The organism is Streptomyces sp. S07_1.15, assembly GCF_020739505.1.
Classification (GTDB): Bacteria; Actinomycetota; Actinomycetes; order Streptomycetales; family Streptomycetaceae; genus Streptomyces; species Streptomyces xinghaiensis.
Genome location: NZ_JAJBZK010000001.1, coordinates 3,286,804 through 3,304,996, shown reverse-complemented (window position 1 = coordinate 3,304,996; position 18,193 = coordinate 3,286,804). Strand labels below are relative to the sequence as shown.

The following is an 18,193-nucleotide window of genomic DNA, read 5'->3' as shown; positions in this document are numbered from 1 at the left end:
GCCTCACCTGATCTGCACTGCTGGGGCCAGATAGCCGCCCTTGGCAGGAATCCTGCCCTCCACGATGTCCTCGTGGGTCACCGGGGCACCGGGGTCCGTGGGCTTGCCGCCGAGTGCCTCAACCCCGGAATCGCCCTTGATACCCGACGGTCCGTACGCCGTGATGGCCTGTCCTTGCGTGTTCCCGAGCCCATCGGCCACGACGATGTCTTCGCCTTGCCGGAATGTGAGTCTTCCGGACGTGCCTGTCGAGTGGTACACCGCGTCTGGGTTCTTCAGGATGTCCAGAACCCGTTCGTCGCTCATACCGTGCATCGTGTCCCCGTGGTAGTCGTGGCGCTTCTTGAACCCGCCGTCCTGTGCTCTCTCGACGATTTCGTCCAGAACCTTGTCGAGCCGTTTCCTGGCTCTCTCCTCCCTCGTGTACTTGGGCATGAGGCCCAGCGGGTCGCACCCGATGAGCGGGTTGTCCACGTAGCCGACGGGATTCGGCGCGGGGGCCAGGCCGAGGGGGTCGGGGGAGGTGTAGCGGCCGGTCTCCGGGTCGTAGTGGCGGAAGTGGTTGTAGTGGAGGCCGGTCTCGGGGTCGTAGTACTGGCCCGGGAAGCGGAGAGGGGTGTAGGCGCTGCAGTTCCTGGACCAGGCCGTGGCGCCCCAGAGTGTGCTCCGGGTGCGCCAGGCGATGTCACCCGTCTCGTCGATGAGTTCGGTCGGTGTGCCGATGAGGTCGGTGGCGATGGCGAAGAACCGGCGGTCGATCTCCTCCTGGCGGTCGCCGGCCGTGAGGATGCGTTCGGTCTGGGCCAGGGGGACGACGTCCCGGTGGTCCCAGGTGAGGGCGACCACGGTCGGGTCGTCCGGCCGGTGGCTGGTCTGTTCGCACAGGGTCAGGCCGTCCCAGGTGAACCGGGTCTCCTCCAGCACGGTCTCGCCGTCGGCCGCCAGGCGCTGTTTCGCGGTGCGGCGGCCGAGCGGGTCGTAGCGGTACCTCCACCGGGTCCCGTCAGGGGTGGTCACCGAGGTGAGGCGGTTCTCCGTGTCCCACGCGTAGCGCCAGGTGTCGGGCTTGCGCGAGAGGCGGGTCTTCTGGCGCAGGGTGACGCGGCCGAGATCGTCGTACTCGAAGCGGACGTCTCCGGCCCGGGTGAGGGTGGTGCCGGTGTAGGCGCGCGGTCCGGTTGCCTCGCTGCCGGGGTGGCGGGACGGCCAGGACGCCGAGGTCTGGTTGCCGGCGTCGTCGTAGGCGTAGCGCTCCGTCCAGCCCCGGGCGTGGACGGCGGTGACGCGGCCCGCCCGGTCGAGATCGAAGGCGCGGGTGCCCGACAGCCGGTCCGCGACGGAGACCAGGTGACCGTCGGCGCGGTAGGTGTAGGCGCGGCTGCTGACGTCGCGCCCTCCGGCGGTGATGTGCTGCGTCGAGAGCCGTCCGGCCGCGTCCCGGGCCGACGTCATGGTGATCGCGTCGCCGAAGACCCGGGCGAGTTCCCGGCCGGCCGCGTCGTGCGTGAAGTCGATCCGGTGCCCTCTGCTGGTCAGGCGGTGGGGCAGGCCGTCGGCGCCGTAGGCGTAAGACGTGACGTGACCGGTGGGTGTCGTGCGGCGCGTGCGGCGGCCGAGGACGTCGTAGGCGTACAGGATGGGCCGGCCGTCGACCAGTTCCGCCTTGGTGAGTCCGCGGCGGTCGTACTGGTAGCGCAGTTCACTGCCCGGTCCGACGGCCTCCACCAGGCGCCCGGCCCGGTCGTAGGCGTAGGTCGTCACCCGGCCGTCGACGTCCTTGCGGACCACTTGGCCGAGCCGGTCGCGCTCGAACGAGATGGTCCCGCCGAGCGCGTCGACGCGCTCGGCGAGCCGGCCCGCGGCGTCCGTCCGGTAGGTGAGGGTGCGGCCGTCGAAGTCGGTCTCGGAGACGACGTCGCCCGCGGGGTCGTACTCGTAATTCCAGGTCAGACCTTGCGGGTTGGTGACGCGGGTGAGGCGCAGTTCGGCGTCGTGCTCGAACTCGTAGCGGGCGCCGTCGGGTCGCGTGCGGGCGGCCGGCAGGTCGAAGTGCGTGTACTCGAAGCGGGAGACGCCACCGGAGGCGTCGGTGTGGGTGAGGCAGTTGCCCTCGCCGTCGTAGGTCCATCAGACTTTCTTGCGAGGGGACCACCGGCTTCAGCCGGTGGGGGAGTCGCATCCTTGGGCCGGAGCCGCGCAGCGGCGGAGCGCGCTGGGTTGTCAGTAGGGGCCGGTAGCGTGAACGCAACCAGGGTCGGCCAAGCGTGAAGCCGGGGGAGGTGGGGTCGTGTGAGGCGGGCGTACAAGTTTCTTCTGCGTCCCACGGCTGGTCAGGAGCGGGCGCTGGTGGAGATGCTGCGGGATCACTGTTCCTTGTACAACGGGGCGTTGCGGGAGCGTCGTGATGCCTGGCGGCACAGTTCCCGGACGTCGGTGCGGTATGGGGAGCAGTCGGCGCAGTTGAGGGAGATCCGGGCGTTTGATCCGGAGCGTCAGGGGCGGTGGTCCTTCTCCTCCCAGCAGGCGACCCTGCGTCGCCTGGACCGGGCGTTTCAGGCTTTCTTCCGGCGGGTGAAGGCCGGTGGCGCACCGGGGTATCCGCGGTTCAAGGGGGTGGGGCATTTCGACACCGTCACGTTCCCGAGGGACGGGGACGGCTGCCGGTGGGACTCCACCCCCCACGACGCGCGCACCCGTGTCCGCCTCCAAGGCGTCGGACACGTCCGGGTCCACCGGCACCGCCCGGTGCGGGGCCGGGTGAAGACGGTGAGTGTGAAGCGGGAGGGCCGTCGCTAGTACGTGATCCTGGCCTGTGAGGAGGTGCCCGCCGAGCCGCTGCCCCCGACCGGCAGCACGGTCGGCAGCGACCTGGGCACCGTCCACTTCCTCACCGACTCCGACGGACATCACGTCCAAACCCCCGGGTTCCTGCGGGCCTCGGCCGAGGAGTTGGCTGCGGCGCAGCGGCACCTGGCGACGTTTCCGAGGCGCACGCGGCGTCGGACGAAGAAGCACCGTGCCGCAGCTCGTAAGGTCGCCAGGCTGCACGCGAAGATCCGGCGCCGGCGTCTGGATCATCACCACAAGCAGGCCCTGGCCCTGGTCCGTAAACATGATGTGATCGGGCGCGAGCGGCTGAACACCGCGGGCATGACCCGAGCGCCCGCACCCCGGCCCGACCCCGACCGCGACGGTGCGTTCCTGGCGAACGGCGCGGCGGCGAAGGCGGGTTTGAACCGGAGCATTCTGGATGCGGGTTGGGGGCAGTTCCTGCGGATCCTGGCGGGCAAGGCTGAAAGCGCCGGTCGCCGTGTGATCCCGGTGGACGCCCGCAACACGTCCCGCACCTGCCCACCGGAGATCGGCGGATGCGGGCACGTGGCGAAGGAGAACCGCGTCACCCAGGCGAAGTTCGAGTGCGTCAACTGTGGCCTGGTGGCCCATGCCGACCACGTCGGCGCGCTGAACGTCAAACACAGGGCCGGGCTGGTCCTCTGCGACGGTGCCTAACCACCGCCGCAGGAAGCCCACGCGTTCACGCGTGGGTGGAGTCACCCCCGTCATCGACAGTGCCGAGAAACCCTTGCCATCACCGAACCGGTGGCGCCGCCGAGATCACCGAGCCCGTCGATGGTCGCGCCCACGCCCCGCGTGAACTTCGCGACCGCCGCCTTGTCGAACTGCAGATCGCTCCCGTCACCGCCCATGGCCCCGCCCCTCCTGTGCCCCGGTGTCGACGGCGTCGATGGCGACACCGTCCGGAACGATGCCGGCGACCGGCGGGAAGAACATCGACCCGTCCTCGGTCGCGATGTCGACGGCCAGACCGGCGGGCTCGTCCAGGGACGGCACGACCTCGTCGACGATCCGGGCGCCCAGCAACGCCGCGTAGTCCATGGGCCGGTCACCGGATCCGTGACGCAGGGCGAACCGGGCCAGCGCCGCCTCGTCGGTGAACCCGCAGATCCACCGCACCCCGCCCGACCGAGCCGACCAGAGGCCCCCACCGGCCACCGGCACCAGAAGCACCGAACGCCGCATCTCACCGACCAGCGCCCGAGGGTCACCCACACCCCTCCGCCGCTCGGCAATGCGCTCGGCGAGCGCGGTTCTCGTCTGCTCCACGAACTCTCCCCCGTCGCAGGTGACTGATGGCACCGTAGATCCAGACGTGCGCAGGCCGGGGGCGGTTCTTGTGAACGTCTGCCGGATCCGAATGGTCTCAGGGCACGGGTCTCACGGCACGGGCGCCGCCGACCGCTCAGTCGTGCCGTGGACCGGATCGGCCCGGAAGGACCGGCGGGTCCGGACGAGCGCTTCGCGGCATCGGAGCCCAAGGGCGACACCGTGGTCCGCGACTGGCTGCGCGATGCAGCCGCGGAACCGTTCGCCGGGTCAGCTGGAGACGAGGGCCACCCGGAACATCCTGGGCCACCATTTGCCGGTGAGCAGGAACTCCTCGGTTCCGGGGACGGCGGCGATGCCGTTCAGTACGGCGGTGTGCCGCTGCTTTCCCGGGACCGGCAGCCCCGACGCGTCGATCTCCGCAGTCACCCTGCCGGTGCCGGCGTCGACGCGCACGATCCGGCTGGAGGGCCAGACATTGGCGTACACGCTGTCGCCCACGCACTCCAGCTCGTTGAGCTGGGGCACGGGGCTGCCGTGGAGGGTGACGGCGATCCCGCCCGTCGGGGCCAGTGTCCGCGGGTTCCGGAAGGTGAGCCGGGCGGAACCGTCACTGGTGACCAGCCGGCCGCGCCCGGGCTGGTGGCACACACCCCAGCCCTCCTGCGCGTACGGGACCCGGCGCAGCTCCGCCAGTGTCCTGGCGTCGCGCTCGATCGCGACGTGGTCGAGCCAGGTCAACTGCCACAGCGTCGGCCCAAGGACGGTGATGCCCTCCCCGAACAGCGGTTCCGGCAGGTCGGCGCGCACGGTGGGAGGCCGGCCGGGCGGGCCCAGACGGACCGACGACTCCCCGGCCATGCCGGTCGACTCGTAGAGGGTGCCGCCGACCATCTCAAGGCCCTGGGTGTAGGCCCTGGGATCATGCGGCATGACGTCGAGGACCTCGGTCCGCAGTTGATCGACGCGATCGGCGGCGGGCGGGGCCGCGGCCTCCGGCCGGAGCGGTGAGCCCCCGTCCGTTCCACAGGAGGGGACGAGCACGGCTCCGGCCACAGCCACGGCCGCGACGGCCGGGTACGCCAGGAGTGCGCGCAGGGGCCGGGACCGGCACGCCGGCCGGGAGACACCGTGCGCCGCGCCGGATCCCGGGTGCGGACGACGACCGGGTCCACGGCACCATGCCCGCGTGCCGCCCTCTTCGGTCAGTGACGGTCTCCGCTCTCGTTCGCGGCCGACGGGGCGGAGCGGTTCTCCGCCGGGTCCGGGGAGCCGTCCCCGGAGCTGTCGCCGCGCAGGGGCCTGGAGCTGCGTACGGCCGGTGCCGCCGGCGCGGGAAAGGCGTCCATCGGCGCGGGCTTTCCGCGGCGCCGGAGCCGGGCTCGGCGGCCCTGGGTCTTCGGCTTGTACGTGTAGCCGTAGCCGTACTGCTCGGTGTCGCCCTTCGCGGGGGACATGTTGAGGATGCCGCCCAGCACCGCCGTGCCGACTTCCTGCAAGGACCGCACGGCCTCGGTGATCTGGCCCGTGGTGCTCTTCCCGAACCGGGCCACCAGCAGATAGCCGTCCACCGACGAGGCCATGGCCGGAGTGTCCGCCACCGGGAGCACCGGCGCGGTGTCGATCACGACATGGTCGAACTGGTCGGCCAGCGAACGCACCACGGTGCGGAACTGCCCCGCGCCCAGCATCTCCGCCGGGTTCGGTGGCAGCACCCCACTGGCCAGCACCGTGAAGGAACCCGCCGACTGCAACACCTCCTCGGCACTCGCCTGGCCGATCATCACGGTGGTCAGTCCCGCGCCCTCCACCAGGCGGAGGGTCCGGGCGACGTTGGGGCGCCGGAGATCCGCGTCGACGAGACAGACGGAGGACCCGAACTCGGCCAGCGCGGCGGCCAGGTTGATCGAGACGCTCGTCTTCCCCTCGCCGGGCACCGCGCTGGTGACCGCGATGACTTTGGGGGGCCTGTCGATGTCCACGAACCGGAGGCTGGTGCGCAGCCGTCTGAAGTCCTCCGCCCGCCGGCCGAACACGTCGTCGTCCGTCGCGACCGGGTGTCGGGACACGCGCTGGTCGTAGACGACGCTGCCGAGTACGGCCGGTCCACCGGCCGCGGCGAGACACCGGGTCAGGTCGTTGCGGCCGCGGACCGAGGTGTCCAGCGACTCCCGTGCGAACGCCAGTCCGGTACCGAGGGTCAGCCCGGCCACGAGTCCGAGCGCCACGTTGAGCACGGGCGTGGGCGAGGCCGGCGAGGCCGGCCTGGTGGCGGGCTCGGTGACGCTCAGCCGGACGGGTGAGCTCCGGGCGCCCTCCGGTCGTTCGATATCGGCGATGACCTCGGTGAAGCGTTGGGCGACGGCATTGCTGATCCGGGCCGCCCGGGACGGTTGGGCGTCCATGACGGTGATCTTGAGAAGCACCGTGTCGAGCGGCACCTCCGTGGTGATCTTCCGGGCGAGCTGGGAGGGCGTCAGGCCCAGGTCCAGAGCTTCTGCGACGGGCCTGGTCACCCGGGGGCTGGGGACCACTTCCGCGTAGGAACGGACGCGGGCCTGGGCGAAGCTGTTGCCCTGGTTGAGCTTGGCCGTGTCGTCCCAGTCCTGAAGAGACACGAAGAGCGTCGAGGTGGCCCGGTACTGAGGAGTGGTGGCGTAGGTGACGAACACACCGATCGCCGTTCCCAGCAGCCCCAGAGCGGCGATGGCGCGCCAGCGCCTGACGAGGAACCGGAGGCAGTCGGACAGATCCACGATATCCATCCCAGGTGTTCACAAGATCGACAAGACGGGGTGTAAGAGGTCAAGCGATCATATCCGTGAAACCCGCACAAAAGGTGCAGGGCTGCGGATCCGCCCGTCGTTGAGCCGGGCGGGGCCGGTCGGGCCATTCGCGTAAGCCATCCGGCGACTACCCAAGTCCAAGGTGTTAGTCAAGCCTATATGTCGTTATATATGAACATGTCTTTTTTGGCAGTTATGTTCCATCGGTCGGATGCCACCTGAGGAGAGTGAACGAGATGACTGCGCCATCGAAGTGGCGTACCGCCGTGGCGGCCGTGGCGGCTTCCGCTGCTTTCGCCGCCGTGCCGGTCCTGGGCGCCCAGCCCGCCCACGCCCAATACCCACCACCGTCCCCGGGCCTCACCCTGAGTTCCACGGCCGTATACCAGGGGGCCAAGCTCGCCTTCATCGGGAGGGGGTTCGCCTCCGAACAGGCGGTCGTGGCCGAACTGCTTCCGGAACAGACCAGGCTGGGGAACTTCAGGGCCAACAGGCTCGGCGCGGTCTGGGGATCGGTGCGTATCCCCCGGTGCACGACGCCGGGCAATCATGTCTTCCGGCTGCGGGCGTCGAACCCGAATCGGATCCTCGAGGCCGGGATCACCGTGCTCAAGCGCCCCGGGGATGATCCCTGCACGACCAAGGCGGTACCGAAGCAGCAGGCCCGTACCGCCGCGCTCCCCGCCGGACAGCAGAACCTGGCCGACACCGGTGACGACAAAACGCCTCTCCTGATGGGCGGGGCCGCGGGCCTGGCGGCCCTGGGCGGTGGCGGGGTCCTCCTCGCCCGCCGGCTCCGGAAGCACTGACAGCTCCCGCCTCACCCCACGCCGCGGTCTCCGCGGCAGTGCCCCGCACGGCCCGGCGCCACGTCCGCCCGGTGACGGAAGGTCCGTCACCGGGCGGACGGGTGCCGCCGGCCGCGCTGCTGAGAGCTGATGGCGGGGGAGCAGCCGGCTCGCATGGCCGCGGCGATCGTGTTCACCGACTCCTCGATGCGCAGCGCGCACTGCCGTGCGCTCCGCACGTCCGCGCCCAGGGGGTCGGCCACGTCGTCATCGCCCCCCTGCACCCGTTCGGTTCCACGCCGGCCGGCCGCGCCCCGGACCAGCGAGGTGAGCCGGGTGACGGGTGCCGTCGCGTCCGCCGCGTCCTCGGCCCGCAGCAGCCGGGCGAATTCGCGCAGCGTGAACGCGCGGGACAACGCTCGTACGGGGGACAGCCGCACGGCCGCCTCACGATGTTCCGCCGCGGCACCCAGCACCAGATCCGCTCTCTCGACCAGCTCGGCGGTGAGCCGGCGGGAGACGGCACCCGATGGATCCCCGCCCCAGCCGGCGAGGACGGAGGCGGCCTCGGCCGCCATCGGCCCGCCCGGCGCGGCGTGTGTTCCCGCGCTGCTCACCTGAACCACCTCGCGTGCCGCGGCCAGCCGTTCCCTCAGCAGGCACTCGGCGAGCGGCGAGCGGTACAGATTGGCGGTGCACACGATGAGCACGCGGAAATACGGCGGAGGCGCGGTGCCCTCGGCCGGAACGGGGAGGAAAACGTCCGACATGGCGTCAGTGCTCTCTTGCTCGGTGGGGTGTCAGGCGCCGCACGGACCGTTCTCGCGCACCGTGGCCCGCAGGGGACGCACCAGCGGCTGGCGCAGCACGACCGGAGCACGGCCGGAAGGCGGCTCCAGCAAGTGGAGTACGAGAGTGCGCGTGCTGCGCGCGGGCAGTTCCAGATCGAGGGTGAAGACCGGGTGGCCGCGCTCGGTGGCGTGGTTCAGGAGCGCCGGGCGGCCGTCCAGCGTGGCCCGGGACAGCATCGCCCCCGCGCTCGCGTAGTAGGAGACCAGCAGACGGTTGTCGCCCGGCCGGGTGGCGTGGAGCGGGTCGTCCACCCTTTGGGTGACATACGGCGGGAGCCCCGACGCCGGGGCCCGATTGGTCAGACGGGCCGTCACGGTGATCTCACGCCGGCCGTCGACGCACCGTCCCGGTGCCCAGACCAGCTCGCGGTCCAGGTAGTAGTCCAGCTTCGTGCCCGCCGCGTTGTTGACCACCAGTCCGGCCAGCGGGACGGACCCGTCGGGCAGCGCTCCGCCGAACGACCCCGCCAGGAGTTCGCGCTCTTCGGCGGGGTGGGCACTCCACACCTTGATCCGCCCCGCCGCCAGTTGCCGGTGCAGCGCCGCGACGAGGGCGGGCCGGCGCGCCGGATCGTCCGCGGCGTGGAGCAGCCGGGTGGCCACGGCACGCGCGACGTCGAGAAAGAAGGCCTTGCGCCGCGGGGTGTCCCGATGAACCGCGTAGCTGGCGCGCTCGGTGAGGTCCACCACGTTGTCGGCGGTGACGGTGCTCCCGTCGGGCAGCCGGACGGGGCCGGAGGCGGCGAGAAGTCCCGACACCACACTGGGATCGAGGGAGAACGCACCGTCCACCCGCCGGCCGCTGTGCCGGTGCCAAGCGGCCGCCCAGATCCGGGCCGCATAGGGGAAGTGCGGGCTGACATTGGAGTTGACCCAGGTCGCGGCCGGGGCGCTGGGACCGTACAACGCGTCGTACTCGGCCCCCAGGTCCACATCCGCTGTGACCGCGGCCAGTTCGCTGTCGTTCCCGAAGCGCTCGAAACTCATCCGGCCCCGATCCGCCCTGAGCACCGCGAAGGCCCCGGGAAGCCCACCGGTGCCACGCGCCTCGGCGGTGTTCTCGAACACCACGAGGTACCGTCGCGGCCCGTCCGCTCCGAGCATCGACGGCATCACCCGGGCCGCCGCCGCGGCGTCTCCGGTGAGAGGACGGAGCCGGTCGAGCTGCCGGGCGAGCCGGGTGCGCGCCCGGTCGGCGGCCGGCAGCCAGGTGTGGTGCGGGAGGTCGTCGACCTCGGTCCGCACCCGTGCCGCGCTGCGCGCGGCGTGATCGAGGAGCGGAGCCGCGCGGCGCACGGCGGAGAGGTTCAGCAGCCCGCCGTCCTCCCCCGGGCCGGCGCCGACTTCGCCGGCGGTGCGCGCCAGCGGGGAGAGCACGTCGGCGGCCAGCCGGTCGGCGGCCTCCGCGATACCGCGTACGGTCCGCAGCGGGGCGCCGAGCACGGGCACCTGAGCGGCCGGATACCAGGCCGGGCCGGTGGTGAGGCGATGAGCCCGTGCCGCATGCCCGGCGGCGTCGCGCACCGCGGCCTCGGCGGTTCGCGTCAGCGACGCGGCCTCGGCGGGTGGGCCCGCCGCTGACCGCGACGCGGCCGGCTGCGGGCGCAGCGACTCCAGCTTCCGCTGGGCCGCCAGCAGCTCCTGGGCGGCGAGCACACCGGTCACCGCGATCCAGGCGGCACCGGCCAGGAGCAGCCCGGCCGTCGCGTACACCAGCACCCTGACGCGGCGCGCGGGCAGCCGGGGGAGGCCGGTGACGCGCCGGCCGCCGTTCGTCCGCCGGGGCGGCAGGCGTCCCGGGCGCCTCCACCCGGTCCGGGGAGGGGGCGTCCGACTGCGCGACGTACCAGGGCGGAACTCGGGCATCCGGTGTCACTTTCCTTCGCTGATCCCGTTGGCCGGGTCCGGTGGCCCGTGCTCGGCGGCCTCGTCGGTGCCCGGCGTGCGGCTGACGGTCCCCTCGCGGCTCGGCGGACACCCCTCAATAGGCACCGTTCAATAGGCACCGTCACCACGCAGCACAGCGGGAAGGGTCCGGAGGAGGATGGTCAGGTCCAGCCTGACCGACCAGGCGTCGACGTACTCCAGATCCAGGCGCAGGGCGTCCTCCCAGGCGAGGTCGGACCGGCCGCTGATCTGCCACAGACCGGTGAGTCCCGGGCGGACCAGCAGACGGCGGCGGGCCTCCCCGGTGAACGCGGAGTCCCCGACCGGGAGCGGGCGGGGGCCGACCAGGGACATCTGTCCCTTCAGCACATTGACCAGCTGCGGCAGCTCGTCCAGGGAGAAGCGGCGCAACCACCGCCCGACCGCGGTCACCCGGGGGTCCTCCCGCATCTTGAACAGGTGTCCGTCCGCCTCGTTGCGGGCGGACATGGCCGCCCGCAACCGCTCGGCTCCGACTCCCATGGTGCGGAGCTTGAGGACCTCGAACTCCTTGCCCCGCCAGCCGGTACGGCGCTGGCGGAACAGCAGTGGGCCGGGGGTGTCGACCTTCACGGCGATGGCCGCCGCGAGGAGTACCGGCGCCACCAGCAGGAGCAGGACGGCGGCGCCCAGCACATCGATGGCCCGCTTGGCCGTCCTGCCTCCCCGGCGCGCCTGCCGGCACGGGGACGGTGTGCGGTGAGCCGTTTCGGCTGTGGACACCGGCATGCAACACCCCTTCTCCTGACTGCGACAGACGGGTGGAACATGCCGTACACAGGAGCGTTACCGCCCTGATAATGACAAATACACCCATATCAGACAAACGAATAGAAACATGACTTCAGTCCGAGTCTCGGCAGTGACACTGCGGCTTGCCGCCGCCCAGCTGCCCGGGCGGGACGGCCGAGAGGATCTGCATGCGTGCGGTAGTGACGGGTGGGGCCGGATTCATCGGCTCGCACCTGTGTGAGCGGCTGCTTCAGCAGGACCACGAGGTGGTCTGCGTCGACAGCTTCCTGACCTCCAGCCCCGACAACATCGAACACCTCACCGGCAACCGGCATTTCCATTTCCAACACCGGGACATCACGCAGGGCCTGGACGTGCCGGGCCCCGTGGACGCCGTGCTCCACCTGGCCTCACCGGCCTCGCCGGCGGACTACCTGAGGCTGCCCCTGGAGACACTCCGTGTCGGCTCGGCCGGCACCTGGCACGCCCTCGACCTGGCCGCGCGGAAGGGCGCCCGTTTCCTGCTGACGTCCACCTCCGAGTCGTACGGAGACCCGCAGGTGCACCCGCAGCCGGAGAGCTACTGGGGGCACGTCAACCCGGTGGGCCCGCGCGCGGTGTACGACGAGGCGAAGCGCTTCGGCGAGGCCCTGACGATGACGTACCGCAGGGAACGCGGCGTGGACGCCAAGATCGTGCGCATCTTCAACACCTTCGGGCCCAGGATGCGGCCGGACGACGGCCGGGCGATCCCCACGTTCATCCACCAGGCCCTGCGGGGAGAGCCGATCACGGTCACCGGGGACGGCAGCCAGACCAGGTCGCTGTGCTACGTGGACGACCTGGTCGACGGGCTGACGCGGATGATCGGGAGCAGCCACGGCGGCCCGGTCAACCTCGGCAACCCCCACGAGATCACGATGCTCGAACTGGCCCAGTGGATCAGCAAGCTCACCGAGTCCCCGTCCGAGATCGTGCTGGTCCCCCGGCCGCAGGACGACCCCGAGAAACGCCGTCCGAGCATCACGCTGGCTCGCGAACTGCTGGACTGGAACCCTACGACCCCGGTGGAGCACGGCCTGCGCGAAACCATCAGGGACTTCCGCCGCCGTATCGACTCCGGCGGCACCACCCCCCGGCGGCACCCCGTCACCGTGGTGAACGGCACGGCCCGTCGATGACGGCGGTCGGTGAAACGGCGAGCGGCACAGCCTCCGTACCCGTCGTCTCGTGTCTGGGCGTGCCCGTCACGGCGCACACCCGTGAGGGCGCCGCCCGCCGGGTGGTGGACCGCGCCCTGCACACCCGGGAGGCGCGCGAGGCGCACCGGTCGGCACGGGCCGGCACAGCGGCCTTCGCCCCCGCGGGGAGCGACGTGCACCTGTGCAACGCCTACACCCTCGCCCTGGCCGACCGGGACCCGGTGCTGCTCAGGATCCTCCGCTCGGCGTTCCTCAACCTCGCCGACGGGCAGCCGGTGGTCTGGGCGAACCAGCTCCTCCACCGGGGCACGGCGCTGCCGCGTGGGCGCGTCTACGGCCCCGACCTGATGCTGGACGTCTTCTCCATGAGCCAGGGCACGGGGTTGCGCCACTACCTGCTGGGCTCCACGCCCGAGGTGCTGGCCGCGCTGCAGCGCGAACTGCGGAGGCGCTTCCCCCGCGCCGTGCTCGCCGGTTCCTGTTCCCCGCCGTTCCGGTCGCTGACCGCCCAGGAGCTCCGGGACCAGGAGGAGGACATCCGCACACGCGGGGCCGACATCGTCTGGGTGGGTCTCGGCACCCCGCTGCAGGACCACCGGGCCGCCGAGCTCAGCGCCGCGCTGCCGGTGGTGACCATGGCGGTGGGCGCCGCGTTCGACTTCATCGCGGGCAGCAAGCGGCAGGCGCCGTCCTGGATGCAACAGGGCGGACTGGAGTGGCTGTTCCGGCTGGGCTGCGAGCCGCGCCGGCTGTGGCGGCGCTATCTGTTCGGCAACGCCCGGTTCATCGGGGGCGCCGTCCGGCAGGCGGCCCTCCGGCGGGCTCCGCGGGCGTCCGCCCCGCCGGCGCGGTCTTCGGACGTCGGGACGGGACTCACCGGCAGACGGGAGAGGGCGCGTTGACGGCCCCGACCGGCCGGGCCCCGGACGTACGCCACCGGCACGACGTCCCGCCCCCCGCCCCCACCGCGCGGGCGCTGCGCATCGTCCTGGCGTCGTACGCGTGCGACCCGAGCCGCGGCACCGAGCCGGGCATGGGCTGGGCCTGGGCCGAGGCGCTGGCCCGGCGCGGACACACGGTCGAGCTGCTCACCCGTCCCCACGGCGGCAACACGGAGCACATCGGCAGGCGGATCGAGGCCCTCGGCCCGGTGGGGCGGCGGATCAGGACGCATGTCGTGCCGGCCCCGCCCCGCCCCTGGTGGGTCCGTCTGCTGCCGGGCTTCCTGCGCGGCCAGGCCCTGGAGTTCGTCCACTACGACGGATGGCAGCGGCGCGCCCTGGAACACGCGCGCGGCCACGGGCTCGGCTGCGCCGATCTGGTGCACCACGTGTCGTACGGCTCGCTCGTGGGCGGCAGCGCGCTGCGGCGGCTCGGACCGCCGCTGGTGTTCGGCCCCGTGGGCGGCGGGCAGACCGCGCCGCGCAGCCACCGCCGCTGGCTGGGACCCGCGTACTTCCAGGAGATGGTGCGGGAGTTGCTGTGGGTGCGGGGCATGAGCCTGCGTCCGATGTGCCGTGCGACGGTCCGGGAGGCGGCCCTGGTCCTCACCACCAATCGCGACACCGCGCGACGGGCCCGCCGCCTGGGCCGCGCCGATCCCCGCATGGTCCTCAGCGACGGTGTGCCCGACGCGTTGCTGCGGGAGCCCGCGCGGGAGGGGCCGGAGCGGCCGGACCGCCCGCCGACCGTGCTCTGGGTCGGGAGGCTCACCGCCATCAAGGCGCCGGAACTGGCCCTGAGGGCGTTCGCGCTCCTCTCGGCCCGCGTTCCCGACGCGCGTTTCGTGGTGCTCGGGGACGGCCCGCTCCGCGCGGACCTGGAGCGGCTCACCGTCCGGCTGGGGCTCACCGGGTCCGTGTCCTTCCGGGGCCGGCTGCCCTGGAAGGACACCCTCGCCGCGTACGACGACGCGGACGTGCTGCTCTTCACCAGCCTCCGCGACTCCTTCGGCGTGCAGAACCTCGAGGCGTGGGCCCGGGGGCTGCCCGTGGTGCATCTCGACCACCAGGGGGTCGGGGACTTCTCCGCGCCGGACTGCGCGGCTCCCGTGCCGCTGGGCGACCCGGCGGACCTGCCCGGGCGCCTCGCCGACGCGCTGGCGGGAATGCTCGCCGACGAGGAGGCCCGCCGCCGCACGGCGGAGGCCGGGCCTCGGTGGGCCAGGCAGCACACCTGGGCCGCGAAGGCCGAGTTCGCCGAGCGGCTGTACGAGGCCGTGCTGAACCGTCGTTGACGTGCCGGGCCGGCGCCCGCCGCCGTCCGACGGCCGGCCCCGCCGCCCACCGCGCGCCGCCCACCGTCCACCGCCCATCCGCGACCGAAAGAGCAGCAGACCGCATGCCAGCACAAGAGGCACCCCGTCTCCGGACGGACCGTCCACCGGGCACCCCGTCGGCCCACCGCGTGGCGCTGGTGCACAGCTTCTACTCCTCCCGCCGGCCGAGCGGGGAGAACGCCGCCGTGCTCGACCAGGCGGAGGCGCTGCGCGCCGCCGGGCACGACGTCACCCTCGTCGCCGCCCACACCGACGCGCTGGAGACCGAGCGCGGCTACACCCTGCGTGCGGCGGTCCGGGTCGCCACGGGCCGCGGCAGGTCGCCGCTGGCCGAACTCCGCCGGCTCGGCCCCGACGTGGTGCACGTGCACAACCTGTTCCCCAACTTCGCCACCGACTGGCTGGACCGCTGGCCCGGCGCCGTGGTCGCCACGCTCCACAACTACCGGCCGGTGTGCGCGGCCGCCACGCTCTTCCGCGACGGGAAGACCTGCACCGCGTGCCCCGACGGCGACCGGTGGACCGGACTGCGGCACGGGTGCTACCGGGGCCGGCGCGGCGCGACACTCCCCCTCACCTGGGCCGGCCGGCACGGAGCGGCGGCCCATCCCCTTCTGCGGCGCGCCGAGCGGCTGGTGGCGCTCTCCGAGCGCAGCCGGGACCTGTACCAGCGGTTCGGGGTGCCCCCGGAGAAGCTGGCCCTGGTACCCAACTTCGTCGCGCCGGGGAGTCCGGGGACCGGCCCCGGGGGCCTGCCCGCGGCACCGGCCGCGCGATGGGTGTACGCCGGGCGGCTGAGCGAGGAGAAGGGCATCCTGCCCCTGCTCCGGAACTGGCCGGAGAGCGAACCCCTCGACGTGATCGGTTCCGGACCGCTGGAGTCGGCGTGCAGGGAGGTCGCGCCCGGCGCGGTCAGGCTGCTCGGCCCCCTCCCGCGCCAGGAGGTCGCCGCCCGGCTGCCGCGTTACACGGGTCTGGTCTTCCCCAGCGTCTGCCCCGAGTCCGCCACCGCGCTCGTGTGCCAGGAGGCGCTGGCGGCGGGCGTGCCGGTGCTCGCCCTCGCGGGCTCGGCGGCGGCGGACAGTGTGCGCAGGGACGGCACGGGGGCGGTCTACGGCGCCTCGGTCGAGCTGCCGCACGCCCTCGTGACGGCACGCGAGCGCTTCCCCCTGCTGCGTGAGCACTGCCGCCGGGTGCACGCCGAGCGGTACAGCGCACGGTCCTGGGCGGCCGGCATCGAGGCCGTGTACGCCCAGGCCCTGGCGCGGGCCGCGAGCCGGCCGGCGGCCGCTGTCGCGGAGCCGTCGTGGTGACCGCCGGAAGCGGCCGGCGCCGCGTGGTCGTGGTGCAGCCGTACGTCCCGGGCTACCGCACGTCCTTCTTCGACCGGCTGCAGACACGGCTCGCCGCCGAGGGCGTGGAACTCGAAGTGCTGCACGGGCCCGCGCCCGCGCACCAGGCCGAACGCGGGGACGCCGCGTCCTGCGCCTGCGCGACCCAGGTCGACACCCGGCGCGTCGCCCTGCCGGGGCGACGGCCCCTGCTCTGGCGCCGAGTGCAGCGCCGGGCCGCCTCCGCCGACCTCGTCGTCCTGGAGCAGGCGCTGCACAACCTGGAGGCGTACCCCCTGCTCCTCCGGTCGACGGGCCGCCCGCGGCGCGCCCCCCGGGTCGCGTTCTGGGGGCACGGCCGGACCTACACCAAGCCGCCGAGCCGCGTGGAAGCCGTCGCCAAGGGCGCCCTGACCCGGCTCGGATCCTGGTTCTTCGCCTACACCGAGGGCGGAGCGGCACACGTCGCCTCCCGGGGCTTCCCCCGCGACCGCATCACCGTGGTGCGCAACTCCGTCGACACCGCGGAACTCGTCGCCGCGCGCGCCCGGGCCGTGCGGCCGGGGACGGCGGAGTTCGCCGAGGCGGCGCTGCTGCGCGAGCGGTACGGCCTGACCGAGGGGCGCACCGCCCTGTACCTCGGAGGGCTGGACGCGCCCAAGCGGATCCCGTTCCTGCTGGAGTGCGCCGACCGCATCGCCGCCGAACTCCCGGGCTTCCGGCTGCTGGTGGCGGGCGACGGCGCCGACCGCCACCTGGTCGAGGCCGCAGCGAACCGGCCCGGCAGCCCGGTCGTCGCGGTGGGCCGGCGGGGCGGAGCGAGCGCCGGGCCGCTCGGGGCGGTCGGCGACGTCATGCTGATGCCGGGCCGGGTCGGACTCTGCGCGGTGGACTCCTTCGCCCTGCGCACGCCCGTCGTCACCACGGACTGGCCCTGGCACGCCCCCGAGTTCGAGTACCTGGCCGACGGCCGCAACGCGCTGGTCGCGCCGGACGACCCCACGGCCTACGTCGGCGCCGTGACCGCGCTGCTGCGCGACCCCGCACGGCTGGACGCCCTCCGTACGGCCTGCCGGAGCGATGCCGCGGCGTACACGACGGAGGGCATGGCGGCGCGTTTCGGCGACGGGCTGCTGCAGGCGATGGAACGAGACCAAAGGAATCCGCATGCAGGTACATGAAGCCGGCCTCCTCGGCCGGACCGCCAAGGCCGCGGCGCCCCAGCTGTGCCGGCTGGCGAGCAGCCGGCGGATGCGGCAGGGGACCCGTCTGCTCGAGATCTACTTGGAGATCCTCCAGGGAAGGGGCGCCGGGACCGGCTGGGACCTGCGTGGCGAAATCCACGCCGCGCGGCGCTGCCTCCGGGGCGTCGAGGACCCCGTGGTCTTCGATGTGGGTGCGAACTACGGCCAGTGGTCGGCCGGGCTGCGCTCCGCCCTCGGCACGCCGAACGGCCGCTTCTTCCTGTTCGAACCGCAGCCCACGTGCCGGTCGGCGCTGGCCGGGGCCGGGATCCCGAACCAGGTGGTCATTCCCGCCGCGGTGAGCGACGAGGAGGGCTCCGCGACGATCTTCGCCGACACTCCGGGCTCGGGCGTGGCGTCCGTCCACCGCCGCCGTGACTCCTACTTCGGCGATATGACGGCCCATCAGGAGAGGGTGCCGGTCACCACCATCGACCGCGAGGTCGAGAGGTGGGGGGTCGAGCGGGTCGACCTGCTGAAGCTCGACATCGAGGGAGCGGAGTTCCAGGCCCTGCGCGGGGCGGCCGGCAGCCTCAGGGACCGGAGGGTGACGACCATCGCCTTCGAGTTCGGCTCGGCCAACGTCTACTCCCGCACCTTCTTCCGCGACTTCTGGGACCTCCTCTCCCCGCTCGGCTACCGCCTGTGGCGGATCTGCCCGGGCGGGGTCCTGCTGCCCGTGCGGGAGTACACCGAGGAACTCGAGCACTTCCGCGGGGTGAGCAACTACGTGGCGTCCCTGAGAACGCCCGAGACCCGCGCTCCGCGCACGCCCGCCGGCCGGAAGCGGGCGGAGCCCGTCGCCGGATGACGCCCCGGGCCCGGTGCCGCGGAGAGTCCGCCGCCCACCGGGCCACTGGTGCCGAGGAGTGAAGCGGCCGGGAAGAACACCGACACTTCGGCGTTGGCCGCGGATCTCCGAGGCCGCTG

The 18,193-nt window shown here is 72.8% G+C and carries 14 protein-coding genes and 2 pseudogenes; 8 read left to right on the top strand and 8 right to left on the bottom strand.

Annotated features, from left to right (window positions below; genetic code table 11):
• Positions 1-3: 3 nt before the first annotated feature.
• Positions 4-2,127, bottom strand: a pseudogene (locus LIX60_RS14125) (RHS repeat-associated core domain-containing protein); the annotation flags it as partial.
• Between the two features lie 162 nt (positions 2,128-2,289).
• Here LIX60_RS14125 and LIX60_RS14120 point away from each other — a divergent pair.
• Positions 2,290-3,510 (top strand): annotated as a pseudogene (locus LIX60_RS14120) (RNA-guided endonuclease InsQ/TnpB family protein).
• A 50-nt stretch (positions 3,511-3,560) separates the two neighbouring features.
• Here LIX60_RS14120 and LIX60_RS14115 read toward each other — a convergent pair.
• The 4 genes from LIX60_RS14115 to LIX60_RS14100 all read right to left on the bottom strand — a co-directional run bounded on the left by LIX60_RS14115 (position 3,561) and on the right by LIX60_RS14100 (position 6,890).
• Complete coding sequence (locus LIX60_RS14115) at positions 3,561-3,707, bottom strand: hypothetical protein (RefSeq protein ID WP_227962987.1); 147 nt, start codon at positions 3,705-3,707, stop codon at positions 3,561-3,563.
• On the bottom strand, positions 3,697-4,125 hold the full coding sequence (locus LIX60_RS14110) for a hypothetical protein (protein ID WP_227958723.1): 429 nt from the start codon (positions 4,123-4,125) through the stop codon (positions 3,697-3,699). Before LIX60_RS14110 ends, LIX60_RS14115 begins: the two co-directional genes overlap by 11 nt.
• A 270-nt stretch (positions 4,126-4,395) precedes the next feature.
• Positions 4,396-5,187 (bottom strand): glutaminyl-peptide cyclotransferase, encoded by a 792-nt coding sequence (locus tag LIX60_RS14105; RefSeq protein WP_227958722.1) that lies wholly within the window; start codon positions 5,185-5,187, stop codon positions 4,396-4,398.
• A gap of 143 nt (positions 5,188-5,330) precedes the next feature.
• Positions 5,331-6,890 carry a polysaccharide biosynthesis tyrosine autokinase gene (locus LIX60_RS14100; RefSeq protein ID WP_227958721.1) on the bottom strand — a complete coding sequence of 520 codons (1,560 nt, stop codon included), beginning with the start codon at positions 6,888-6,890 and terminating at the stop codon, positions 5,331-5,333.
• 257 nt (positions 6,891-7,147) lie between these two features.
• Here LIX60_RS14100 and LIX60_RS14095 point away from each other — a divergent pair, with 257 nt between their 5' ends.
• Positions 7,148-7,720 carry an LPXTG cell wall anchor domain-containing protein gene (locus tag LIX60_RS14095; RefSeq protein ID WP_227958720.1) on the top strand — a complete coding sequence of 191 codons (573 nt, stop codon included), beginning with the start codon at positions 7,148-7,150 and terminating at the stop codon, positions 7,718-7,720.
• Positions 7,721-7,806: 86 nt separating this feature from the next.
• Here LIX60_RS14095 and LIX60_RS14090 read toward each other — a convergent pair whose 3' ends face one another.
• From LIX60_RS14090 to LIX60_RS14080, 3 genes are all read right to left on the bottom strand, one after another.
• The gene (locus LIX60_RS14090) at positions 7,807-8,469 is read right to left on the bottom strand and encodes a low molecular weight phosphatase family protein (RefSeq protein WP_227958719.1); all 663 of its coding nucleotides are present in this window, start codon (positions 8,467-8,469) and stop codon (positions 7,807-7,809) included.
• Positions 8,470-8,499: 30 nt separating this feature from the next.
• Positions 8,500-10,263, bottom strand: a complete 1,764-nt coding sequence (locus tag LIX60_RS14085) for a DUF4012 domain-containing protein (RefSeq protein ID WP_227958718.1) — start codon at positions 10,261-10,263, stop codon at positions 8,500-8,502.
• A 282-nt stretch (positions 10,264-10,545) separates the two neighbouring features.
• On the bottom strand, positions 10,546-11,205 hold the full coding sequence (locus tag LIX60_RS14080; RefSeq protein ID WP_308101302.1) for a sugar transferase: 660 nt from the start codon (positions 11,203-11,205) through the stop codon (positions 10,546-10,548).
• Between the two features lie 191 nt (positions 11,206-11,396).
• Between LIX60_RS14080 and LIX60_RS14075 the strand changes: the two genes are divergently transcribed.
• The 6 genes from LIX60_RS14075 to LIX60_RS14050 all read left to right on the top strand — a co-directional run bounded on the left by LIX60_RS14075 (position 11,397) and on the right by LIX60_RS14050 (position 18,074).
• Complete coding sequence (locus LIX60_RS14075) at positions 11,397-12,389, top strand: UDP-glucuronic acid decarboxylase family protein (RefSeq protein WP_227958717.1); 993 nt, start codon at positions 11,397-11,399, stop codon at positions 12,387-12,389.
• Positions 12,386-13,312 carry a WecB/TagA/CpsF family glycosyltransferase gene (locus LIX60_RS14070; RefSeq protein WP_227958716.1) on the top strand — a complete coding sequence of 309 codons (927 nt, stop codon included), beginning with the start codon at positions 12,386-12,388 and terminating at the stop codon, positions 13,310-13,312. Before LIX60_RS14075 ends, LIX60_RS14070 begins: the two co-directional genes overlap by 4 nt.
• Positions 13,309-14,646, top strand: coding sequence for a glycosyltransferase family 4 protein (locus tag LIX60_RS14065; RefSeq protein WP_227958715.1), 1,338 nt, complete (start codon positions 13,309-13,311; stop codon positions 14,644-14,646). Before LIX60_RS14070 ends, LIX60_RS14065 begins: the two co-directional genes overlap by 4 nt.
• Before the next feature lie 104 nt (positions 14,647-14,750).
• Positions 14,751-16,001 carry a glycosyltransferase family 4 protein gene (locus LIX60_RS14060; RefSeq protein ID WP_227958714.1) on the top strand — a complete coding sequence of 417 codons (1,251 nt, stop codon included), beginning with the start codon at positions 14,751-14,753 and terminating at the stop codon, positions 15,999-16,001.
• Positions 15,995-17,200 carry a glycosyltransferase family 4 protein gene (locus tag LIX60_RS14055; RefSeq protein ID WP_227958713.1) on the top strand — a complete coding sequence of 402 codons (1,206 nt, stop codon included), beginning with the start codon at positions 15,995-15,997 and terminating at the stop codon, positions 17,198-17,200. Before LIX60_RS14060 ends, LIX60_RS14055 begins: the two co-directional genes overlap by 7 nt.
• A complete protein-coding gene (locus LIX60_RS14050; protein WP_227958712.1) occupies positions 17,187-18,074 on the top strand; it encodes an FkbM family methyltransferase in 888 nt (295 codons plus the stop codon). The genes LIX60_RS14055 and LIX60_RS14050 overlap by 14 nt, the downstream gene beginning before the upstream one ends.
• Positions 18,075-18,193 lie beyond the last annotated feature (119 nt).

What these genes read in the sequence shown, in the direction of transcription:
- LIX60_RS14100 (WP_227958721.1), bottom strand. Translation starts at nt 6,890, where the DNA reads ATGGATATCGTGGATCTGTCCGACTGCCTCCGGTTCCTCGTCAGGCGC.
- LIX60_RS14095 (WP_227958720.1), top strand. Translation starts at nt 7,148, where the DNA reads ATGACTGCGCCATCGAAGTGGCGTACCGCCGTGGCGGCCGTGGCGGCT.
- LIX60_RS14050 (WP_227958712.1), top strand. Translation starts at nt 17,187, where the DNA reads ATGCAGGTACATGAAGCCGGCCTCCTCGGCCGGACCGCCAAGGCCGCG.
- LIX60_RS14075 (WP_227958717.1), top strand. Translation starts at nt 11,397, where the DNA reads ATGCGTGCGGTAGTGACGGGTGGGGCCGGATTCATCGGCTCGCACCTG.
- LIX60_RS14070 (WP_227958716.1), top strand. Translation starts at nt 12,386, where the DNA reads ATGACGGCGGTCGGTGAAACGGCGAGCGGCACAGCCTCCGTACCCGTC.
- LIX60_RS14060 (WP_227958714.1), top strand. Translation starts at nt 14,751, where the DNA reads ATGCCAGCACAAGAGGCACCCCGTCTCCGGACGGACCGTCCACCGGGC.
- LIX60_RS14090 (WP_227958719.1), bottom strand. Translation starts at nt 8,469, where the DNA reads ATGTCGGACGTTTTCCTCCCCGTTCCGGCCGAGGGCACCGCGCCTCCG.
- LIX60_RS14115 (WP_227962987.1), bottom strand. Translation starts at nt 3,707, where the DNA reads ATGGGCGGTGACGGGAGCGATCTGCAGTTCGACAAGGCGGCGGTCGCG.
- LIX60_RS14080 (WP_308101302.1), bottom strand. Translation starts at nt 11,205, where the DNA reads ATGCCGGTGTCCACAGCCGAAACGGCTCACCGCACACCGTCCCCGTGC.